This window comes from Cupriavidus sp. BIC8F, from assembly GCF_032465815.1.
GTDB classification, from domain to species: domain Bacteria; phylum Pseudomonadota; class Gammaproteobacteria; order Burkholderiales; family Burkholderiaceae; genus Cupriavidus; species Cupriavidus necator.
In genome coordinates, this window is record NZ_CP136095.1 from 1,001,100 (window position 1) to 1,020,138 (window position 19,039).

The following is a 19,039-nucleotide window of genomic DNA, read 5'->3' on the forward strand; positions in this document are numbered from 1 at the left end:
GCAATGAAACTCTATCTGGTATCACTGGCCGCGGGCATCCTGGTCGGCATCATCTATGCACTGTTGCAGGTGCGCTCGCCGGCGCCGCCGGTGGTGGCGCTGATCGGCTTGCTGGGCATGCTGATCGGCGAGCAAGTGGTGCCGCCCGTCAAGCGCCTGCTGGCGGGCGAGCCGGTCACGGTGGCCTGGTTCCGTGGCGAGTGCGTGCCGAAGATCACCGGCGCACCGGCGGCGCCGACGGCGGCACGCCCGGCAGCGCAGGACGCCGGGGACCAGCCGCAGGCGCACTAGCCCAGCGCCAGCGTGCGTTGCCGCGCCAGTTCCGCCCAGCGCGCCGCTTCGGAAGCGACCAGCGCATTCATCGCCTCGCGTCCGCTGGCCACGATTTCGAAGCCATTGTCGTACAGGCGCTGCGTTACGGCCGGTTCGCGCAGCGTCTGGCTGACTGCGGCGGCCAGGCGGTCGAGCTGCGCCGCCGGCGTGCCGGCCGGCGCGATCATGCCGACCCAGGAGTAGGTGACCAGGCCCGGCCAGGTGTCGGCCAGCGTGGGCACCATCGGCAGATGCGGACTGCGCGCAGAAGAGCTGACCGCCAGCGCCCGCAGCCTGCCGGCCTGCAGTTGCGCCAGCACCAGCGGCAGGCTGGCAAACATCGAATCGACGTGGCCGCCCAGCAGGTCTTTCAGTGCCGGGGCGCCGCCGCGGAACGGCACGTGCAGGCCATGGGTGCCGGCGGCCCGGTGGAACCATTCGGCGGTCAGGTGGTTGGAGCTGCCGACACCCACGGAGGCATAAGACACCTCGCGCGACTGCCGGCACGCCCGCACATAGTCCTGCAGCGTGCGCCACGGCGACGCGGCCGGCACCGCCAGCGCCATTGGCGCGCGCACCATATGCGACACGCCGGTGAGATCACGCCCGGCGCGGTAAGGCAGGTTCGGGTAGGCCAGCGGCTCGGTCGCATACGAGTCATAAACCAGGCCGATGGTGTGGCCGTCGGCCTTGCTGCGCGCCACGATGCCCGTGCCGATGGTGCCGCCGGCGCCGTCGTGGTTCTCGATCAGCACGGCCTGGCCGAGCCGCCGTCCGAGGCCCGCATGGACTTCGCGCGCGGTCTTGTCGACCACGCCGCCTGGCGCAAACGGCACAACCAGTACCAGCGGGCCGTTGCTGCGCGCTTGTGCGCCGGCGCGGCCGGCCAGCAGCATGGCCGCGGCGCCGCCCAGCACCAGGCGACGGCGATGCAATGCACGGATCTGCATGACGGATCTGCCCCTCGTTCGCTATGATTGCCGTCGAACTGCCTTCTGATCGCGGCCGGGATGTCGCCGCGCCCCACCGTTGTGCAAGCAACCGCGGTACGTTGTCGGCCTTGCTGGCCCGGCGAGGGCCAGATGGTAGCACTGCCGTGGGTCAATCATGATCCTCTTCGCACGGGTTTGCCATGGACTGCTTTCTCAGTATCGAAGCTTTTGTCAGGGTCGCGGATACCCTCAGTTTTTCCGAGGCCGCACGCCAGCTCGGCGTGACCAATTCCGTTGTCAGCCACCGCGTGCAGCAACTGGAGAAGTACATCAACGCGCCGCTGTTCCATCGCAGCACGCGGCATGTGCGCTTGTCGGAAGTGGGCGAGACCTACTACCGGCAATGCGCTGACCTGGTTGCCAACCTGGCCGACCTGACCGACCAGATGCGCGACCTGCGCGCCACCCCCGCGGGGCGCCTGCGCATCCAGGTGCTGCCCGGCTTCGCCATTGGCCACTTCGCCGATATCCTGGCCGGCTTCAGCCAGCAGTATCCGGATATCGAACTGGATATCGTCGTCAACGACCGCGTCATCGACCCGATCGAAGAAGGCTTCGACGTGGCCTTCCAGATTTTCGCGCCCCAGAACGATTCGCTGATCGCGCGGCGCCTGTTTACGCTGCGGCGCATCTTCTGCGTGGCCCCGGCATTCATCGAACGCTGGGGCAAGCCGGAGCGGCCGGCGGACCTGATCTGCAGCAAGGTGGCGCTGTACTCCGCTTACCCGACCCGCAACAAGTGGACTTTCTCGCGCGATGCCGAATCGGTGGAGATCGACCTGGCCCCGCGCATGCGTACCAATTCCGTCCACCTGTTGCGTGATTACGCCGTCAGCGGCGCCGCCGTGGTCTGCCTGCCCACGCTGGTCGCCAGCGAAGACCTGCTGGCCGGCCGGCTGGTGCCGGTGCTGTACGACTATGCGCTGTCATCGTTCGAGTTCGCCGCCGTGTATCCGGCCACGCAGCGGCAGGCGCTGAAGGTGCGGGTGCTGGTGGACTACCTGGCGGAAAGGCTGCAGGGCGAGCCGCCGTGGGATGTGCCGTTGATGGAAAGGGGGTGGGTGCGGTGAGGGGGGCGGCAAGTCAATGCGACAGGATTTCACTACCGCGGACAGATGTCGGGAAACACCAATAGCCCTTGGGACGATGAAGAACAGGCGGCGATGGCGCCGACAGTGAATCTCGTCCCAGGGTGCCAGGCTCGGTCCCGTAGACTAAAGGTGAGTTGGTGCAATGGGCAATCCCGCCACCAACCGCTTGGCTCCGGCGATGCGCCAGTGGCGCAGTCGCAGCATCCATTTGCGTTGCCGACAGATGGTTGATATAACGCCCGGAAACGGTATCCGCCCGCTCGATTTCTTCAAACATGAGGGCCTTGGCCCATGCGCCGCAGCACACGCTAGCGAGCGCAAGCATGGCCGCAGTCTTCCCTGCGTCGTGCATTGGTGTTCTCCTTGAAGTCAAAGGTGATCCTGATAGCGACTGGCGATGCCTTGGCACGCACGCCACAGCAAGGGATTGCCAGCACAAGCGCTCGCCGTCGCCACCACACGTCTCAGGTTAGTCGCGGCTTGCGGGGCATGGTGTCTGTAGATTCCTACGGTTGACGTGAATTTGGCCTTTTCGGGTACTGAAACGTCTTCCAGACCAATGGAATTTTCCGGTGAGAGGGGGTGGGTGCGGTGGGGGGGCGCGGCAAAGTCAGCGCGACTTGCCCGTCGTCTCCGCTTCGTGAACTGCGCCCGTTCGCGTGGCCTTTTCCTTGGCCCTGTGGCATAGCACCAGAGCCACGCACAGGCTCAGGAACACACCGGCGAAGGACTCGTTCAACGGCACGCGCGGCCTTGCCGGCATCAGCGCGGTAAAGAGGCAGAGGTTGACCATCAGGACACCGGCGAGTGCCGCAGCTGCCCAGCCATACCGGCGCCGCAGGATCGTTGGAACAAACAAATACTTCGGCACCAGGATGCCGAGCACAATGGCTATGTAGCCGAGCATGGCAACGCCATAGGCGTTGATCTGGAATTCTGACAGCGTTAGCGTCCCTGCCATCTGCGGCGAACCTCATTTTTTGTAGTAACCGGGATTGTCCTTCTCGATCTTGCTGCTGAGCAGCGCCATCCAGACGCTCATGACGGGGCCGTAGCACGCCTCGTAGAGCGTTGATGCCACCTCGCCTTCAAATAAATGCCTGAGCAGGAGATAGTTGGCGGCAAACACGGCGCATAACGTGAAGACCGTCAGGAGATAGCGCTCGCCATAGACGGATGGAAACAACAGCAGTCTCGGGACGAAATAGAAGAAGACAAAGCAGGAGTACACCGCCTTAAGCTTCTCATGTTCAGTGATGCCGTAGTCCATTGCGAGTTCTGTGATCGGCCGGCGACTGGTGTCGCCAGCCTTTGTGGTTTAGCGCTTCAGCAACCCAGGCCGGCCGCGCCGCATTTCGACCGCGTCGGCTGGGGGAGCATCGGGATAGAGGCCGCGGCGCCGGTGGCGAGCATGGCACCAAGCGGCGGCATGGTGCCCGCAATGCCCCCGATGGTTCCGGCGGTAAACCCGGTCCCGGCAGTCCAGATAAGGCCTGCGGCGGTCGGGTTGGGGGTGTTGACCCAATAGCTGGTGCCATTGGCAATTGCGCCGCTGACTGCTGCAGCGCCGGCAATGACCACCGGCGCAACCGAGCCCTCAACAGAATCCATTTCGGTGCCCGACATCTGGCTGATATGCAGCCCCGCCGGGGCATCCATCCGTTCGATATCGCCAAACGTCGTGGGCGCTTTTGCCCACGCACCGCAGCACAGGCTTGCGAGCGCCAGTACGGCCGTGGTTCTTCGCACGTGTTCCATCGGTTCCTCTCCTTAACAGGTGGTTACTGCAAACGTTCCCTTTCGGGTATGGCGCCCAGCTTCACCAGCATGCCGAGCGTTATCTGAGTACCGCCGCGCCCGCTGACATTGGCGTTGCCGCTGAGTGAAATGGTGGTTCGGTCGCTGGCGCGATAGCCCAGGCCGAACACCAGCGCGGTTTGCGTGCGGCGTTGCGAGGGCAGGCCTTGCGGGTCGTTCTCTGCCTGCTGCAATTGCCAGTTGATGCCGCCATAGAGAGTGACGGACTCGTTCACGGCAAAGCCGACCTGCGGCGTCAGCATCAGCACATTGCCAGGGGTGGCGACGCTGTCATGGCGCGGCAGGTTGAGGCGATAGGACGCATTCAGGCTCAGCACCAACGGGTCGATGGTGCGATAGAGCGTGCCGCCCGCGGTGAAACTGCTGAAGTACGAGGTGGCACCACCGCTGTGTTCCACCGCGCCGGTTTCCAGAAAGGCCACCAGCCCAGGGCTGCCTTGCTCCCTCAGGATGCGATGGCTGATGGCAAGCGACAGGCTGGAGAAGTTGGTGTTGTTGCTGGACTGGTGGTTGAGCCCTTCGAACAGCGTCCGCTCGCTGGTGTACGAACCGGTGCCTGAGAACGACAGTTCCGTGTCGGACGAATACCCGTAGCGCAGGCCGGCATAGGCCACCAGCGAATCCACGTTGCGGGTTTTCGGCACCACGCCGGTTGCCACCGGCACGATGTTCTGCCCCACCTGGATATAGATCGGGCCACGCGCGGTCGTGCCGGTCGCTTCGTGGTTGAAGTAGGACAGGCCGGCGTCGGCGCGCCAGCGGTTCTGGGCCGTCAGCAGGTCCTCCAGCGTCGGAACGATCTGCGCTGGCGCGGAACACGGGGTCAGGGCGGCGGTCGCGGCGATCATCCTTGTCAGACGGCGGATCGTGGTCGGAAGGGCCTCATTGGCAGTCCGCCGAACCTGGCTGGAATCGGCCGCATGAACCGCCGGTCGCCAACCCGGGCCGTCTTGCGTGGCAGCACGACCAAGGCGCGGCCCGGGTAGTCGCGGCTGAGGCGGGTGGTCCACAGGCGCGTGAAATCGGGGATGGCGTAGACGCGGTTGCCGAGCGACGGGTCGGCCAATCCCACTGAGCGCGCATCGATGCTGCGCAACACGGAGAAGTGGTTATCGTTGCCGGCGTGGAGGAAGACGATGGCGGGCAGCCCGAGCTGGCGCAGCGCTTCCAGCGAAAGAGCGTAGCCGCGCGCTTCATAACCGAAGTGACTGGCGGCTGCGGACAAGCTGCTGAAGGTTGCTGGCCCCTTGGCGGCGATCTGCTTCAGGACGGCGGCCTCGTCGACCGGCTCCCCGTAGTAATGCTGCAGCAACGTCGCCAGCGCGGCGCCGCCGCAGGAGTAGTCGAACCGTTGCTTGACCACGCCGTCATCGCGCAGCGTCTTCCATGAGCGCGGTGAGGGCGTGCCTGCCTCGGTCGCTTCGCAAACCTGGGCTAGTGTCAGAGCGAGAAAGGGAATGGCCTTGCGTTTCATGTCGGGGCGTCTGGAACAAGTTCTGCGAAGTCCGGAGTAGCGCTGAGATGAAAATAGTTCTCATTACTTCCGATATGCCGCAGGTTAGCCACGCCAGCGGGCTTGCGGAGACGGCCGATTCTGCAAGGCCATGCAGTTCTGGCCGTTTGGGGCACAGAGATGTCTGCGGGACGCGGGGAATTTTCGCGATCAGCACGCTGCGCAAGCGGCCCGCCCCGCGCGAATGGCTGGGCATCGCGCTGGTGGGGGCTGGCGTTATGGTGCTGAGCCTGCGGCGGAAGGGCCATCGGTCACGACCCAGCGCACCTCGTGCCGCGTGGTCAGCGCCAGGATGCGCTGGCGCAGGAAATCGGCGTTGAAGGACGTCAGCGGCGATTCGAAGCGGTAGATCAGCAGCCCCGGCGAGGGCCGGGCCTCGGGGTAGCGGGCCAGTTCGTAGAAGCCAAGTGGCCTTGCCACAGGCCCGGCTGATAATCCTTGCGGTGGTAGCGCAGCAACTCGCGGCGCCGGGCATCAGGTCGGGGCCGGCTCCGATGGCGCGCTGGAACGGGCGAGCCCCGGCACCGGAAATGCGGCTACGATTGCGTCGATCCCCAATCGTTCATCCACACAGGAAGCAAGCGATATGCTGGAACTCAGACCGGGCTGCGAGCATTGCAACAAGCCCCTGCCACCCGCATCCACCGAAGCCCGCATCTGCTCGTACGAATGCACCTTCTGCGCAGACTGCGTGGATACGCTCAGCAATGTCTGCCCGAACTGCGGGGGCGGCTTCGCGCCGCGGCCGGTGCGCCCGGCACGCGACTGGAAGAACGGCAACTACCTCGGCAACGACCCGGCCGGCACCAGGGTGAAGCACCGGCCGGTGGACCTCGGGACGCATGCCCGCTTTGCCGGGGCGATCGCTCCGGTACCGCCCGAGCAGCGCTAGCGGTGGTCTGCGTTAGCCCTTGGATTTCGGCTTGAGCAACTCGCCAGCCTCCTTCACATTCTGCTCGGCGCGCTTGCTGATTACCGCAAGCGCTTCGGCCTGCGCCTTCTGCGCGGTTTCGGCCAGCGCGCGCATGTTCTCCAATGCCTGGTGCAACTGCTGCTGCACGAATTCACTGTGCTTGGCCATGGCCTCGGCGGGGTTGCCAGCGGTGCTGTACTGCTGAGCGGCCGCCTGCAACTGCTGCATGGTCTGGGCGAAGATCTCCTGCTGCTTCTGCACTACGGCCTGGATACCCTCATAGGCCAGCTTGTTGGCCTCGGTCAGGGCCTCGATGTCCTTGCGGCGCGCTTCGATTACCGCGCTCATGTCCACGCCCGGCAGGCGGAACTGTTCCATCATCTTGGTGAAGTCTGCAAAGGGATTGGGAGGCGTGGCCATGCTGGGTCTCCTTCTGGAAGGACTGGCAGGGTGGCCGGCGGCGGGGATGGTGCGTGCCCTTCGGCCGGGTTCCCGTCCACTATAGCCGGTATCCGCGCACTTCTGGCCGTCAATCGAGGAAGACCCTAAAGTTTCCGGACCCCCATGCCGTTGGCATCCATAGCCCGCAAGTGCGTCGGCCCGACCGGGCCCGTCCGCGGACGATGAGAGCGAAGAACGCCGCGCCGGTCCCAGGCGCGGACCGGCACTTCGCCGTAACCAGTGCTAATCAGGTAGAAGACATGAAGAATCTAGGCATCGGGGTCCGCCTCGGCATCGGCTTTGGGGTGGTATTGCTGCTTTCTGCGCTCATGACGGTATTCGGCATGATGCGCCTGCAACAGGTGGCTGAGCGCACGCACGCAATGATGCAGCAGCCGCTGACCAAGGAGCGGCTGGTCAGCGACTGGTACCGCCTCATGCACACCAGCGTGCGCCGCACCACAGCGGTGGCGCGCAGTGCCGACCCGTCGCTCGGCGCATTCTTCGCGGCCGAGACCAAGGCGTCGATCGAAGGCATCGCCGCGCTGCGCGACAAGCTCCAGCCGATGCTCAGCTCGGCCGAGGAGAAGGCCGCATTCCAGAAGATCCTGAGTGTGCGCGACCCGTACAACAACGGCCGCGACAAGATCACCAGGCTCAAGCAAGAGGGGCTGACCGAAGAGGCCAACCAGGTGCTGGAGAAAGAGTTCGTTCCCGCCGGCGACGCCTACCTGGGCGAGATCCAGAAGCTGCTCGACATCCAGCGCGCCAGCATCGACGCCACCGCGCGCGAGATCAACGGCATCTACGTCAACGCCCGCAACAGCCTGATCGGGCTGGGCGTGGTGGTGCTGGCGATCGGCATCGCGTTCTCGGTATGGCTGACGGCGGGCATCACGCGGCCACTGCATCGCGCCGTGGCGGTGGCGCGCACCGTGGCGTCGGGCGACCTGACCAGCCGCATCGACGTCGACAGCCGCGATGAAACCGGACAGCTGCTGCAGGCGCTGGCGGACATGAACGCCAATATCCTGCGCATCGTGCGCCAGGTGCGCGCGGGCACGGAGTCGATCGTGTCCGGCACCAGCCAGATCGCGGCCGGCAACACCGACCTGTCTCAGCGCACGGAAGAACAGGCCTCGTCGCTGCAGCAGACCGCGGCCAGCATGGAAGAGCTGACCAGCATCGTGCGCCAGAACGCCGACAACGCGCGCCAGGCCAGCACGCTGGCGGTCAATGCCTCGGACATCGCCGAGAAGGGCGGCGACGCGGCCGGCAAGGTCGCCGAGACCATGGAAGAGATCAACGGCGCGTCGAGGAAGGTGGTCGACATCATCGCCGTGATTGAAGGCATTGCCTTCCAGACCAATATCCTGGCGCTCAATGCCGCGGTGGAAGCGGCGCGCGCAGGCGAGCAGGGCCGCGGCTTCGCCGTGGTCGCGGGCGAGGTGCGCACGCTGGCGCAGCGCAGCGCTTCCGCCGCCAAGGAGATCAAGGCGCTGATCGGCGATTCGGTCGATCGCGTCGAGAAGGGTTCCATGCAGGTGACGCAGGCCGGCCAGACCATGGTGGAGATCGTTGCCGCAGTCAAGCGCGTGACCGACATCATGGGCGAGATCAGCGCGGCCTCGGCCGAGCAGAGCGCCGGCATCGAGCAGGTCAACCAGGCGGTGACGCAAATGGATACCGTGACGCAGCAGAACGCGGCGCTGGTGGAAGAGGCCGCTGCTGCGGCAGGCTCGCTGGAGGAGCAGGCGCAGCGGCTGAAAGAGGCGGTGTCGACGTTCAGGCTGGCGGCGTAAGCGCACCCTGTTTGTTTTCTCCCCTCTCCCTCTGGGAGAGGGGCGGGGGAGAGGGCAGCGTCTCAACGAAGTGAGGCGCCACCGTGCTTGCCATATGCCTGCCCTCTCCCCCGGCCCCTCTCCCGCAAGCGGGAGAGGGGAGCCCCCCATCACGGCAGACGCTCACCGCGCCTTCAAGAACTCCCCCACCTCCAGCAACACCAGCTCATTGTCGTCCGCCTGGTTCGGCTCGCGGCTGCTGCTGAAGGGCAGGTTGTTGTCGTTGCCCACCACGATATGCGTGGCGTCGACCACGTCGACGTTCTCGATGGTGAAGAACGGGAACGCCAGCACGCCATCCGTCAACGGCTTGCGCGCAAGCTTGCCCGGATCGGCAATGCGCAGCAGGTCGATATAGCCGATCTTGCGCAGCGGCCCGCCGGCGTTGGCATCGCTCAGTTCGACCTTGTACACGCGCTTGAACTTCGCCACATCGTCAAAGCAGTCCGGGCGCTTCTGCCCGGCCGGGCAGGCCTTGTCCGGCGTGCCTTCGCCGTTGTCGCGCTCGATGATAAGGCCGGAGGTGGCATCGATCATGTTGAAGTCGCCGATGGCATGGCTGGCGCCTTCCAGCACGTATTTCCAGTGGCGGCCGGTCCAGGCCTGCTGCCTGACATCAAACTCCAGCACGCGCAGGTAGGGCTTGCCGCCTTCGTTCTCGTAGCCCTTGGCGGCCTCGTCCCACAGCGCGCCTTCCAGCAGCGCGTACAGCTTGCTGCCATCGGGTGAGGACGCCATGCCCTCGAAACCCTTGGAGCGCCGCACCTGGAACTTCACGCTGCCGTCCGGCGCGCCGGGCGCGGTGACGGCGGGATGGTCGGGCGAGCGCACCACCTTGCCGTCGACCATGGTGTCGAACACGGCCAGCACCTTGCCGTCCATGTCCGCCTTGATCAGGAACGGGCCGAACTCGTCGCCGATCCACAGTGCGCCGCCGGCGAACTGGAAGCTCTCCGTATCGAAATCCGACCCCGTCAGGTAGCGCTGCCTGGTGCCCTCGTGGACGATGCGGAACGGCACCTTCTTGTCCGGGTCGTGCAGGAAGATGGTCTTCAGGCGCTGCAGGCGGCCGCTGCCGAAGTCCACCTTGTAGTGGTTCAGATACAGCATGAAGTCCGGCGAGTTGGCCTTGGCGCCGGCGCCGTTGTCGGTCAGCACCCAGAAACTGCCGTCGGCCATGCGCTTGATGCCGGAATGCCCCTGTGCCGGCTGGCCCCGGAACGGCAGCGACACGCCGGTGGGGCGGCCATTGGACTTGCCTTCGACCGTGCCCGGCGTGTCCACGCGCTGCGGGGTGGTGAACTTGCCGCTGACCTGCAGGTCAGCGGGCGCGTCCTTCGGCACGGCAAGCATGGTCTGGGCCGGCAGCACCGCGTGGCCGGCCAGCGTGGCGGGGTAGGCAGCAGGGGCCTGCGCCCAGGCCTGCGCCGCCCCCAGGCAGCCCAGTGCGATGGCCGCCTGGGCCAGCAGCAAATGACGAGACATTGTGGTTTTCCTTGGCGTTGAAGAGGACAAAACCCTGTATTGTCGGCGCCAAGTTTGACAGGACTGTGATCCGCGGGGCGCACGGCCCCGGTCATGTTGCACCGCAGCGTAGGCGCCATGCGGGCACCGTGCCGGTGCAATCTGCGAACGATCATGCCGCGCGGGCGGCCCAACGCGGCACCGGCGTCCGGATTTTTGCCGATAGCCGCGCAAAAAGCAGTGGGTTTTCAGGCCCCTGAAAGCAAACTGAGGCAAAATTCTATTTTTCGCCTAGTTTGCCGCCGGCTGTGACCCAGCAAGCGGATGTCCCACCACCCGTTCGAGGATCTGAGAGAAGCAATGAGTAACCAGCAACCCACCATCATCTACACGCTGACCGACGAAGCTCCGCTGCTGGCGACCAGTGCGTTCCTCCCGATCATCCAGACCTTCACCAGGCCGGCCGGCATCAACGTGACCACCAGCGACATCTCGGTGGCGGGCCGCATCCTGGGGGAATTCCCCGAGTTCCTGACTGAAGCACAGCGCGTGCCGGACAACCTGGCCGAGCTGGGCAAGCTGACGCAGCTGCCGGACACCAACATCATCAAGCTGCCCAACATCAGCGCCTCGGTGCACCAGCTGGTGAGCGCCATCCGTGAACTGCAGGGCAAGGGCTACAAGGTGCCGGACTATCCGGAAGACCCGAAGACCGACGAAGAAAAGGCGATCCAGAAGCGCTACTCCAAGTGCCTGGGCAGCGCCGTGAACCCGGTCCTGCGCGAGGGCAACTCCGACCGCCGCGCACCGGCAGCGGTCAAGAACTTCGCGCGCAAGCACCCGCACAGCATGGGCGAGTGGAGCATGGCTTCGCGCACGCACGTGGCGCACATGAAGCATGGCGACTTCTACCACGGCGAAAAGTCCATGACCCTGGACAAGGCGCGTGACGTCAAGATGGAACTGGTCACCAAGAGCGGCAAGACCATCGTGCTCAAGCCCAAGGTCTCGCTGCTGGATGGCGAGATCATCGACAGCATGTTCATGAGCAAGAAGGCGCTGTGCGACTTCTATGAAGAGCAGTTCGAAGACGCGCGCAAGACCGGCGTGATGCTGTCGCTGCACGTCAAGGCCACCATGATGAAGGTGTCGCACCCGATCGTGTTCGGCCACGCCGTCAAGATCTTCTACAAGGAAGCCTTTGCCAAGCACGGCGCGCTGTTCGATGAACTGGGCGTGAACGTCAACAACGGCCTGGTCAACCTGTACGAGAAGATCGAGGCGCTGCCCAGCTCCAAGCGTGAAGAGATCATCCGCGACCTGCACGCCTGCCACGAGCATCGCCCGGAACTGGCCATGGTGGATTCGGCCAAGGGCATCTCCAACCTGCACGCGCCCAACGACGTGATCGTCGATGCCTCGATGCCGGCCATGATCCGCATCGGCGGCAAGATGTGGGGTGCCGACGGCCGTCCGAAGGACACCAAGGCCGTGATCCCGGAAAGCACCTTTGCCCGCATCTACCAGGAGATCATCAACTTCTGCAAGACCAACGGCAACTTCGACCCGACCACCATGGGCACCGTGCCCAATGTGGGCCTGATGGCGCAGAAGGCCGAGGAATACGGCTCGCACGACAAGACCTTCGAGATCGCCGAAGACGGCGTCGCCAACATCGTCGACCTGGCCACCGGTGAAGTGCTGCTGACGCAGGACGTTGAGCAGGGCGACATCTGGCGCATGTGCCAGGTCAAGGACGCGCCGATCCGCGACTGGGTCAAGCTGGCCGTCACGCGCGCGCGCAACTCGGGCATGCCGGCGGTGTTCTGGCTGGACCCGTACCGTCCGCACGAGGCCGAGCTGATCAAGAAGGTCGAGACCTACCTGAAGGATTACGACACCAAGGGCCTGGACATCCAGATCATGTCGCAGGTGCGCGCCATGCGCTACACGCTGGAACGCGTGATCCGCGGCCTGGACACCATCTCGGTGACCGGCAACATCCTGCGCGACTACCTGACCGACCTGTTCCCGATCATGGAACTGGGCACCAGCGCCAAGATGCTGTCGATCGTGCCGCTGATGGCGGGTGGGGGCATGTATGAGACCGGCGCCGGCGGTTCGGCCCCGAAGCACGTCAAGCAGCTGGTGGAAGAAAACCACCTGCGCTGGGATTCGCTGGGCGAGTTCCTGGCACTGGCGGTGTCGCTGGAAGACGTCGGCATCAAGACCAACAATGCGCGCGCCAAGATCCTGGCGAAGACGCTGGACGCGGCCACCGGCAAGCTGCTGGACAACAACAAGAGCCCGTCGCCCAAGACCGGCCAGCTGGACAACCGCGGCAGCCAGTTCTACCTGGCGATGTACTGGGCACAGGAACTGGCAGCTCAGTCGGACGACGCAGAACTGGCCGCGAAGTTCGCGCCGCTGGCCAAGACGCTGACCGACAACGAGCAGAAGATCGTTGGCGAACTGGGCGCCGTGCAGGGCCAGCCGGTGGATATCGGCGGCTATTACATGCCGGAAGCCGACAAGCTCAGCGCCGCAATGCGCCCGAGCCAGACGCTGAACGCCGCGCTGTCGACCGTGACGGCCTGACCGGAATGGCCCGCTCGGCGGGCCGGCAGGTATCGCAACCCCGGGCCCTGGCCCGGGGTTTTTCTTTGCGCCGCAGAAGGCGTTATGGCTGCTGCGCTTCCATATGGATGTCCCACCCCTGCTCCGGGCCGCTCTTCTGGTCCCGGTACGTCCAGAGCGCGCCACAGTCCTGGCAGACGAAGCTGCTGATGGTGACGGCGGCGGAACCGGCGGGCTTGATGCGTCGGGTGTCGGTGATGCGCAGTGCCGCGTGCCCGGGGGCGCCGCGCACGTGGCGTTCAATGGCCTGGCAGGCAGTGCAGAGTGTCATCCGTGTCTGTTCCGTTCGATCGGCCACTGTAGCATGCCGGCGCCTTCGGGGCCGGAAGTGGACGGCACATGCGGCGCGCACGGGGTTTCGCCCGGCGAGACCCTGAACCCGCACTTTCCATGTGATTTGGGGCCCGATCCGGTGAAGTTCATTGACATGCCTGAGTGGGGCCTGTATAAGGTTGGGTGCAAGATCTTTCAAGCAGCAACCTAGAAGTCCAGGTGCTTGCCCACACGGCGCCACTTTTTCTCCTTGTGTCTTCCTTGATCGTCATGCCTTGCCGGCGCTTTTGCCGGTGAGAAAAAACTTATTGAGGAATCCAACATGGAAACCGGTACCGTCAAGTGGTTCAACGATTCGAAGGGTTTTGGCTTCATTACGCCTGATGCAGGCGGCAACGACCTGTTCGCGCACTTCTCCGAAATCCAGGGCAGCGGCTTCAAGTCGCTGCAAGAAGGCCAGAAGGTGCGTTACGTCGCTGGCGTCGGCCAAAAGGGCCCGGCCGCGACCAAGATCGAGCCGATCTGAATCGCACCGACCTGAGTTGAGCTGAGCGCCGAGGCGCCAGTCCAATGAAAAAAGCTCCGCCAACGCGGAGCTTTTTTATTTCCGTTGCCGCAATACCCCGCAACGGTGAAATAAAGCCACTGCTGGCGCGGCAACAAGCGTAGAGTGGGGGCAGGATCACCAAACGGCGGAGGCTGCCATGGATATCTATCCGGCTGCAACTTACAAGGGATACGACCTCTATCCCCTCGTGTACAAGCACGCCGCCGAGCGCATATGGCCCGAGCCGCGGCCCGACCGTTCCTTTGATGCTGCCGTGGTGATCTGCCTGGAAGGCGAGTCGCCCGAAGGCGTGCAGGCGCGCACGTTTCGCCTGGACGCCGCACCGTGGGATAACGTCGGCGGCGCGCGGCGCGGTGCGTTGCGCTATGCCGAGGCCATCATCAATGGCGCGGTGCCGGGGGTATCGGTAGCAACGGCCGGCGCGCCGATGGCTTCCTGAAGGTCCGACGACGGGCCCTGGCGCCGTGGTGCATTCTGTACCACTGACGCCCGCGCAGGGCCATGGCTCATGCCGTGCGCGTGATCCACATGAGTTCTGCAATCCTTCCCATCAGCGCGGCACGGTGCCGCATGGAGATGTCGTGAGCGACAGCAGTCCCAGCCGCAGTCCCGGCAACACTGTTCCCGGCAGTACGCCCTTTGCCAGCTACAAGGGTTTCGATCTGTATCCCCTGGTTTATCGCCATCGGCCTGAGCAGGCCTGGCCGCGCATCAAGCCCGACAACAGCTTCCTCGCGTCGATCGTGATTTGCCGCGAGGGCTATCGCCCTGGCAGCGACCATGCGCGCGTGTACCCCATGAGCGAGTCGCGCTGGGAGAACATCGGCTCGGCGCGCCGCGGTGCGCTGCAGTTCGGCGAAGACATCATCAATGGCCTGGTCGCCGGCGAATCCGTGACGTCGATCTAGGTATTATCCGGTTCCGCAGCGGCCTGGTCACAGGCCAGTTGCGGAGCGGGGAAACAGGCGCGGCGCTATCCGTCAGACTGCAAGGAGTCCGTTCATGGACATGCGTTCGGGATCATCTGGTTTTCTGTGCACGTTGCCCGGTGAGGGCAAAGGCATCACCTATCACGTTGCAGTCTGCTTTATCGATGCGGAGTGTCCCACCGGGGTGCTGTTCACCAGCTTCGTGGGTGTGGGGCGGCGGTCGTTCGGCGTGCTGGCCGAGCAGGGGGCCCTGCAGGGTCAGCTTGCCGCCAGCGGCGAGGCGCTGTGCCGCCTGGCCATCGGCCAGGTGGTGCGCGACCAGCTGCACGACAAGGCGCGCGAGGGCGATGCGGTGCTGGACCTCGACGCCTCGCCATGGGACGGCGAGCTGAGGCCGGTCGGCGCGGGGCTCAGGACGGCCCGGCCGCATGTGCGCGTGCTTGGCTGAGGCCGCACGCAATCGTCAGGCCAGGTCAGTCAGATCTGGAATACCGGGTCGCCGTGGCGCTCCAGCAGCGCCTCGATCAGCGCCATGTCGGCGATCTCGGGAGTACGGTCTTCCACCGCGCGCGACGGCCCGCAATAGGTCGCCGTCACGTGGCGCCTGACGGTCAGCACGCCGGACGCGGGCGGTGCGACTTCAACCGCCTGCCACGGTGCATGCCGGTAACTGCCTGCCTGCCAGCCTTCGGGCGTCAGGTGCACGGCTTCCCATTCTTCGATGACGGACATGATCGGTTCTCCTTGATTGAGGGATGAATCGTTAGCGGGACGGCACGCGCCGGCGCGGCGCATGCCATGGCGAGGGGACGCTGGCCTACGACTTGTGCCGGTAGTTGATGCGTCCCTTGGTGAGGTCGTAGGGCGACATCTCCAGCGTGACGCGGTCGCCCGCCAGCACGCGGATGCGGTTCTTCTTCAGCCGCCCGGACGAATACGCCCAGACTTCGAAGCCGTTTTCCAGGATCACGCGGAAGCGGTTGTCGGGCAGGACTTCCGACACCTTGCCGCCAAATTCGACCAGTTCTTCTTTTGCCAAGGAGGCTCCTTGCTGTAGCCGCGCCGCTTGTGCGCGAGCTGTTGTGACGGCCAACTGGACACCAACTGGCCGATGGGATGGGGCTTGCGATGCCTGGCTTACTGCTGGCGCAGGCGTGCTGCGGCGCGTTCGCCGGCACGGCGCGCTGACTGCCTGGCGCGGGCCTCAGAGCGGTGCGTGTCGTGGCGCATTGCCACGTTGGCGACGATGCGTTCGGCGCCATTGCGGTATTCCGCGATCATGTAGGTCGCGAACCAGAGGCCGGGTTCCTGCTGGATGGGATAGACGGAAACGGTGTAAGGGGTAGGGTTGATTCGATTCAATGTGATGCCTGTTCATGGGCGCGGCCGCAGGTGGCGCGGTGCATCGGGTTGCCGATGCTGAGCGTCGCGCGGTGGCGGCCGTTCGCCGTTGCTGTGTGCCAGCGTCGGGCCCGCGCGGCAGCACGGGCGTTGAATCTGGCGTGAAGTGGACCATGCCTGCGCAAGCCGATGCGCCGGGTACAGGGGCGATCGTTGCGGAGCGGACATGCCGCCGGTCGGATAAGGGTGGTGGGCCGTTCGGCCCAAAGACGCATCGGGTGTACGCCCGATATGCCGCCGCTGAATGCTTTTGTGAGATTGTCTTGCGGCTGGCGCACGGATGTAGGGCGTTGCCGATCCGTGCATAGAACGTCGAATGATACCACTTCCGGGCCAAACCTGCCCGCGTGACGGGCAGTGCCCCTGGTGCGGCCGCCTTGTGGTGCTCAGCGTTCGCTGATCTGCGCGAAGCGCAGCGACAGGAAGTCGATCAGTTCACGCACCGAAGGCAGCAACCCGCGCCGTGACGGGAACACGGCGTGGATCACGCCGCCCCTGACCGACCAGTCCGGCAGGACCTTCACCAGCCGGCCATCGCGCAGCTCGTCGGTCATCATCATGACCGGCAGCTGCACGATGCCGGCACCGGCCACGGCCGCGGTGCGCAGCATGATCATGTCGTCGGTGACCAGCCGGGGCTTGTGGTGCAGGTCGGCGCTGGCGCCATCGGGGCCGTACAGCGACCAGGTGTGCGAGGGGCGCGGCGGGCCCAGGTCCAGCGTTGGCAGCGCGTTGAGGTCCGCGGGCGCCAGCAGTGGCCCATGGCCGGCCAGCAGCGCCGGGCTGGCCACGAAGCACCAGGCGCGCTCGGCCAGCACGCGCATCACCAGGTCGCTGTCTTCCAGTGGCGGCACGCGCACGCGGATGGCCAGGTCGATCCCCTCCGCCACCACGTCCACGCGCCGGTTGGTGGCTTCCAGGTGCACGATGACCTTGGGGTTCGCCGCCATGAAATCCGCAATCATGTCGCCCACGCGCGCGTGCAGCAGCGCCACCGGGCAGCTCATGCGCACCAGGCCGCTGGGTTCGGCGCGGGTCTGCTCGATCGCGCTCTCGGCCGCTTCGGCCTCCACCAGCATGGCCTTGCAGTGGGCGTAATACGTCTGTCCCAGTTCTGTCACTGAGAAGCGCCGCGTCGAGCGCTGGATCAGGCGCACGCCCAGGCGTTCTTCCAGCATGGCAACGCGCCGGCTCAGCTTGGACTTGGGTATGCCGAGCACGCGCCCGGCGGGTGCAAAGCCCTGGTGGTCGACTACCTGCGCGAAGTAATACAGGTCATTGAGGTCGGGATGCAAGCAGGCGGCTCCTGTCGTCCTGTCAGTAGGACGCTGAGGGCAGATTTTCCATCCTACCGGTGCGATCTGCCAAGACCTATGCTTTGCCCACACGGTCGGCTTGGGATTGCCGAGTCGCCGGTTCCGCCAACCGCATAGGAGAAAGCCAAATGACCACACCCGCGAATTTCAACGGCAAGCGTCCGGTACTGGATCCCGCCGATACGGCCATGCTGCTGATCGACCACCAGAGCGGCCTGTTCCAGACCGTTGGCGACATGCCGATGCCTGAGCTGCGCGCCCGTGCGGCCGCGCTGGCCAAGATGGCGACGCTGTGCAAGCTGCCGGTGATCACCACGGCATCCGTGCCGCAAGGCCCGAACGGCCCGTTGATTCCGGAAATCCACGAAAACGCCCCCCATGCCAAATACGTCGCGCGCAAGGGCGAGATCAACGCCTGGGACAACCCCGACTTTGTCGCCGCGGTGCGTGAGACGGGCAAGAAGACGCTGATCATCGCCGGCACCATCACCAGCGTGTGCATGGCATTCCCGTCGATCAGCGCGGTGGCCGACGGCTACAAGGTGTTCGCGGTGGTGGATGCCTCGGGCACGTATTCCAAGATGGCGCAGGAAATTACCCTGGCACGCATCGTCCAGGCCGGCGTGGTGCCGATGGATACCGCCGCCGTGGCCTCCGAGCTGCAGCAGAGCTGGAACCGCCCCGACGCGCAGCAATGGGCCGAGGTCTACACGCAGATCTTCCCGGCGTACCGCCTGCTGATCGAAAGCTATCTCAAGGCGCAGGACGTGGAGAAGAAACACGAGGTGCTGGACTCCCAGCGCTGACGCCAGGCCGGCAATGGCCTGCACACCCCGGATGCGGACCCGCGGCGATGGCCGCGGGTCCGCACCTTCTGTTCACAGGAGAACGTCATGAGCAAGCCCTACAAGCGCCTGGACAAGAGCCAGGCCGCCGTCCTGATGGTCGATCACCAGGCAGGCCTGCTGTCACTGGTGCGGGATATCGAGCCCGACAAGTTCAAGAACAACGTGCTGGCACTGGCCGACCTGGCCAAGTACTTCAAGCTGCCGACCGTCCTGACCACCAGCTTCGAGGATGGCCCCAACGGACCGATGGTGCCCGAGCTCAAGGCCATGTTCCCGGACGCACCGTTCATTCCGCGCCCGGGCCAGATCAACGCCTGGGATAACGAGGACTTCGTGGCCGCGGTGCGTGCCACCGGCAAGAAGCAGCTGCTGATCGCCGGCGTGGTCACCGAGGTGTGCGTGGCTTTCCCGGCGTTGTCGGCGATCGAAGAGGGTTTCGAAGTCTTTGTCGTGACCGATGCCTCGGGCACCTTCAACGAAATCACGCGCGATTCGGCCTGGCAACGGATGTCTGACGCTGGCGCGCAGCTGATGACGTGGTTCGGCGTGGCTTGCGAACTGCATCGCGACTGGCGCAACGACATCGAGGGTCTGGGCACGCTGTTCTCGAACCATATTCCGGACTATCGGAATTTGATTACGGCGTACACCACGGTGAAGGGCAGCAAGTAAGCAACGCCCT

The 19,039-nt window shown here is 65.1% G+C and carries 26 protein-coding genes; 11 read left to right on the plus strand and 15 right to left on the minus strand.

Annotation, left to right across the window (positions count from 1 at the left end; all coding sequences use genetic code 11):
• Positions 1 to 3: 3 nt before the first annotated feature.
• A complete protein-coding gene (locus RS901_RS24695) occupies positions 4 to 291 on the plus strand; it encodes a XapX domain-containing protein (RefSeq protein ID WP_013953538.1) in 288 nt (95 codons plus the stop codon).
• Here RS901_RS24695 and RS901_RS24700 read toward each other — a convergent pair.
• Positions 288 to 1,262: a tripartite tricarboxylate transporter substrate-binding protein gene (locus tag RS901_RS24700; protein WP_316156772.1), complete on the minus strand. Its 975-nt coding sequence runs from the start codon at positions 1,260 to 1,262 to the stop codon at positions 288 to 290. The two genes, RS901_RS24695 and RS901_RS24700, sit on opposite strands and share 4 nt — an antisense overlap.
• 182 nt (positions 1,263 to 1,444) lie before the next feature.
• Here RS901_RS24700 and RS901_RS24705 point away from each other — a divergent pair, with 182 nt between their 5' ends.
• Positions 1,445 to 2,374, plus strand: coding sequence for a LysR family transcriptional regulator (locus RS901_RS24705; RefSeq protein WP_316156773.1), 930 nt, complete (start codon positions 1,445 to 1,447; stop codon positions 2,372 to 2,374).
• A gap of 13 nt (positions 2,375 to 2,387) precedes the next feature.
• On the opposite strand, the gene RS901_RS24710 is transcribed toward RS901_RS24705, so the two are convergent.
• The 7 genes from RS901_RS24710 to RS901_RS24740 form a co-directional block, all read right to left on the minus strand.
• On the minus strand, positions 2,388 to 2,747 hold the full coding sequence (locus tag RS901_RS24710) for a hypothetical protein (RefSeq protein WP_316156775.1): 360 nt from the start codon (positions 2,745 to 2,747) through the stop codon (positions 2,388 to 2,390).
• Between the two features lie 258 nt (positions 2,748 to 3,005).
• The gene (locus tag RS901_RS24715) at positions 3,006 to 3,356 is read right to left on the minus strand and encodes a hypothetical protein (RefSeq protein WP_316156776.1); all 351 of its coding nucleotides are present in this window, start codon (positions 3,354 to 3,356) and stop codon (positions 3,006 to 3,008) included.
• Between the two features lie 12 nt (positions 3,357 to 3,368).
• The gene (locus tag RS901_RS24720) at positions 3,369 to 3,665 is read right to left on the minus strand and encodes a hypothetical protein (RefSeq protein WP_316156777.1); all 297 of its coding nucleotides are present in this window, start codon (positions 3,663 to 3,665) and stop codon (positions 3,369 to 3,371) included.
• A gap of 56 nt (positions 3,666 to 3,721) precedes the next feature.
• The gene (locus RS901_RS24725; RefSeq protein ID WP_316156778.1) at positions 3,722 to 4,153 is read right to left on the minus strand and encodes a hypothetical protein; all 432 of its coding nucleotides are present in this window, start codon (positions 4,151 to 4,153) and stop codon (positions 3,722 to 3,724) included.
• Positions 4,154 to 4,176: 23 nt separating this feature from the next.
• Positions 4,177 to 5,061 carry a hypothetical protein gene (locus RS901_RS24730; RefSeq protein ID WP_316156779.1) on the minus strand — a complete coding sequence of 295 codons (885 nt, stop codon included), beginning with the start codon at positions 5,059 to 5,061 and terminating at the stop codon, positions 4,177 to 4,179.
• Positions 5,062 to 5,066: 5 nt separating this feature from the next.
• Positions 5,067 to 5,687, minus strand: a complete 621-nt coding sequence (locus RS901_RS24735; protein ID WP_316156780.1) for a C39 family peptidase — start codon at positions 5,685 to 5,687, stop codon at positions 5,067 to 5,069.
• A gap of 255 nt (positions 5,688 to 5,942) precedes the next feature.
• Positions 5,943 to 6,146: a hypothetical protein gene (locus tag RS901_RS24740; protein WP_316156781.1), complete on the minus strand. Its 204-nt coding sequence runs from the start codon at positions 6,144 to 6,146 to the stop codon at positions 5,943 to 5,945.
• Between the two features lie 166 nt (positions 6,147 to 6,312).
• Between RS901_RS24740 and RS901_RS24745 the strand changes: the two genes are divergently transcribed.
• Positions 6,313 to 6,618 carry a DUF1272 domain-containing protein gene (locus RS901_RS24745; RefSeq protein WP_316156782.1) on the plus strand — a complete coding sequence of 102 codons (306 nt, stop codon included), beginning with the start codon at positions 6,313 to 6,315 and terminating at the stop codon, positions 6,616 to 6,618.
• A 12-nt stretch (positions 6,619 to 6,630) separates the two neighbouring features.
• On the opposite strand, the gene RS901_RS24750 is transcribed toward RS901_RS24745, so the two are convergent.
• Positions 6,631 to 7,059, minus strand: a complete 429-nt coding sequence (locus RS901_RS24750) for a TIGR01841 family phasin (RefSeq protein WP_316156783.1) — start codon at positions 7,057 to 7,059, stop codon at positions 6,631 to 6,633.
• Between the two features lie 281 nt (positions 7,060 to 7,340).
• Here RS901_RS24750 and RS901_RS24755 point away from each other — a divergent pair, with 281 nt between their 5' ends.
• Positions 7,341 to 8,882 carry a methyl-accepting chemotaxis protein gene (locus tag RS901_RS24755; RefSeq protein ID WP_316156784.1) on the plus strand — a complete coding sequence of 514 codons (1,542 nt, stop codon included), beginning with the start codon at positions 7,341 to 7,343 and terminating at the stop codon, positions 8,880 to 8,882.
• A gap of 162 nt (positions 8,883 to 9,044) precedes the next feature.
• On the opposite strand, the gene RS901_RS24760 is transcribed toward RS901_RS24755, so the two are convergent.
• The gene (locus RS901_RS24760; protein WP_316156785.1) at positions 9,045 to 10,406 is read right to left on the minus strand and encodes an esterase-like activity of phytase family protein; all 1,362 of its coding nucleotides are present in this window, start codon (positions 10,404 to 10,406) and stop codon (positions 9,045 to 9,047) included.
• A 339-nt stretch (positions 10,407 to 10,745) separates the two neighbouring features.
• On the opposite strand from RS901_RS24760, the gene RS901_RS24765 reads away from it, so the two are divergent.
• Positions 10,746 to 12,983: an NADP-dependent isocitrate dehydrogenase gene (locus RS901_RS24765; protein ID WP_316156786.1), complete on the plus strand. Its 2,238-nt coding sequence runs from the start codon at positions 10,746 to 10,748 to the stop codon at positions 12,981 to 12,983.
• Positions 12,984 to 13,065: 82 nt separating this feature from the next.
• On the opposite strand, the gene RS901_RS24770 is transcribed toward RS901_RS24765, so the two are convergent.
• Positions 13,066 to 13,293, minus strand: a complete 228-nt coding sequence (locus RS901_RS24770; protein ID WP_010812829.1) for a hypothetical protein — start codon at positions 13,291 to 13,293, stop codon at positions 13,066 to 13,068.
• A gap of 324 nt (positions 13,294 to 13,617) precedes the next feature.
• Between RS901_RS24770 and RS901_RS24775 the strand changes: the two genes are divergently transcribed.
• The 4 genes from RS901_RS24775 (at position 13,618) to RS901_RS24790 (ending at position 15,240) form a co-directional block, all read left to right on the plus strand.
• Positions 13,618 to 13,821 carry a cold-shock protein gene (locus RS901_RS24775; RefSeq protein ID WP_020202065.1) on the plus strand — a complete coding sequence of 68 codons (204 nt, stop codon included), beginning with the start codon at positions 13,618 to 13,620 and terminating at the stop codon, positions 13,819 to 13,821.
• Positions 13,822 to 13,999: 178 nt separating this feature from the next.
• Positions 14,000 to 14,302, plus strand: coding sequence for a hypothetical protein (locus tag RS901_RS24780; RefSeq protein ID WP_316156789.1), 303 nt, complete (start codon positions 14,000 to 14,002; stop codon positions 14,300 to 14,302).
• A 142-nt stretch (positions 14,303 to 14,444) separates the two neighbouring features.
• On the plus strand, positions 14,445 to 14,771 hold the full coding sequence (locus tag RS901_RS24785) for a hypothetical protein (RefSeq protein ID WP_035824861.1): 327 nt from the start codon (positions 14,445 to 14,447) through the stop codon (positions 14,769 to 14,771).
• A gap of 94 nt (positions 14,772 to 14,865) precedes the next feature.
• On the plus strand, positions 14,866 to 15,240 hold the full coding sequence (locus tag RS901_RS24790) for a hypothetical protein (protein ID WP_316156790.1): 375 nt from the start codon (positions 14,866 to 14,868) through the stop codon (positions 15,238 to 15,240).
• Between the two features lie 29 nt (positions 15,241 to 15,269).
• Here the strand turns inward: RS901_RS24790 and RS901_RS24795 are convergent, their stop codons facing one another.
• The 4 genes from RS901_RS24795 to RS901_RS24810 all read right to left on the minus strand — a co-directional run bounded on the left by RS901_RS24795 (position 15,270) and on the right by RS901_RS24810 (position 17,488).
• Positions 15,270 to 15,524 carry a hypothetical protein gene (locus RS901_RS24795; protein WP_013953525.1) on the minus strand — a complete coding sequence of 85 codons (255 nt, stop codon included), beginning with the start codon at positions 15,522 to 15,524 and terminating at the stop codon, positions 15,270 to 15,272.
• A gap of 85 nt (positions 15,525 to 15,609) precedes the next feature.
• Entirely contained in the window at positions 15,610 to 15,831 is a 222-nt protein-coding gene (gene infA, locus RS901_RS24800; protein ID WP_008646230.1) for a translation initiation factor IF-1, read from the minus strand.
• Between the two features lie 98 nt (positions 15,832 to 15,929).
• The gene (locus RS901_RS24805; RefSeq protein WP_013953524.1) at positions 15,930 to 16,154 is read right to left on the minus strand and encodes a hypothetical protein; all 225 of its coding nucleotides are present in this window, start codon (positions 16,152 to 16,154) and stop codon (positions 15,930 to 15,932) included.
• Between the two features lie 425 nt (positions 16,155 to 16,579).
• A complete protein-coding gene (locus RS901_RS24810; protein ID WP_316156791.1) occupies positions 16,580 to 17,488 on the minus strand; it encodes a LysR family transcriptional regulator in 909 nt (302 codons plus the stop codon).
• 149 nt (positions 17,489 to 17,637) lie between these two features.
• Between RS901_RS24810 and RS901_RS24815 the strand changes: the two genes are divergently transcribed.
• Complete coding sequence (locus tag RS901_RS24815) at positions 17,638 to 18,315, plus strand: isochorismatase family protein (RefSeq protein WP_316156792.1); 678 nt, start codon at positions 17,638 to 17,640, stop codon at positions 18,313 to 18,315.
• 87 nt (positions 18,316 to 18,402) lie between these two features.
• A complete protein-coding gene (gene ycaC / locus RS901_RS24820) occupies positions 18,403 to 19,029 on the plus strand; it encodes an isochorismate family cysteine hydrolase YcaC (protein ID WP_316156793.1) in 627 nt (208 codons plus the stop codon).
• Positions 19,030 to 19,039: the final 10 nt, after the last annotated feature.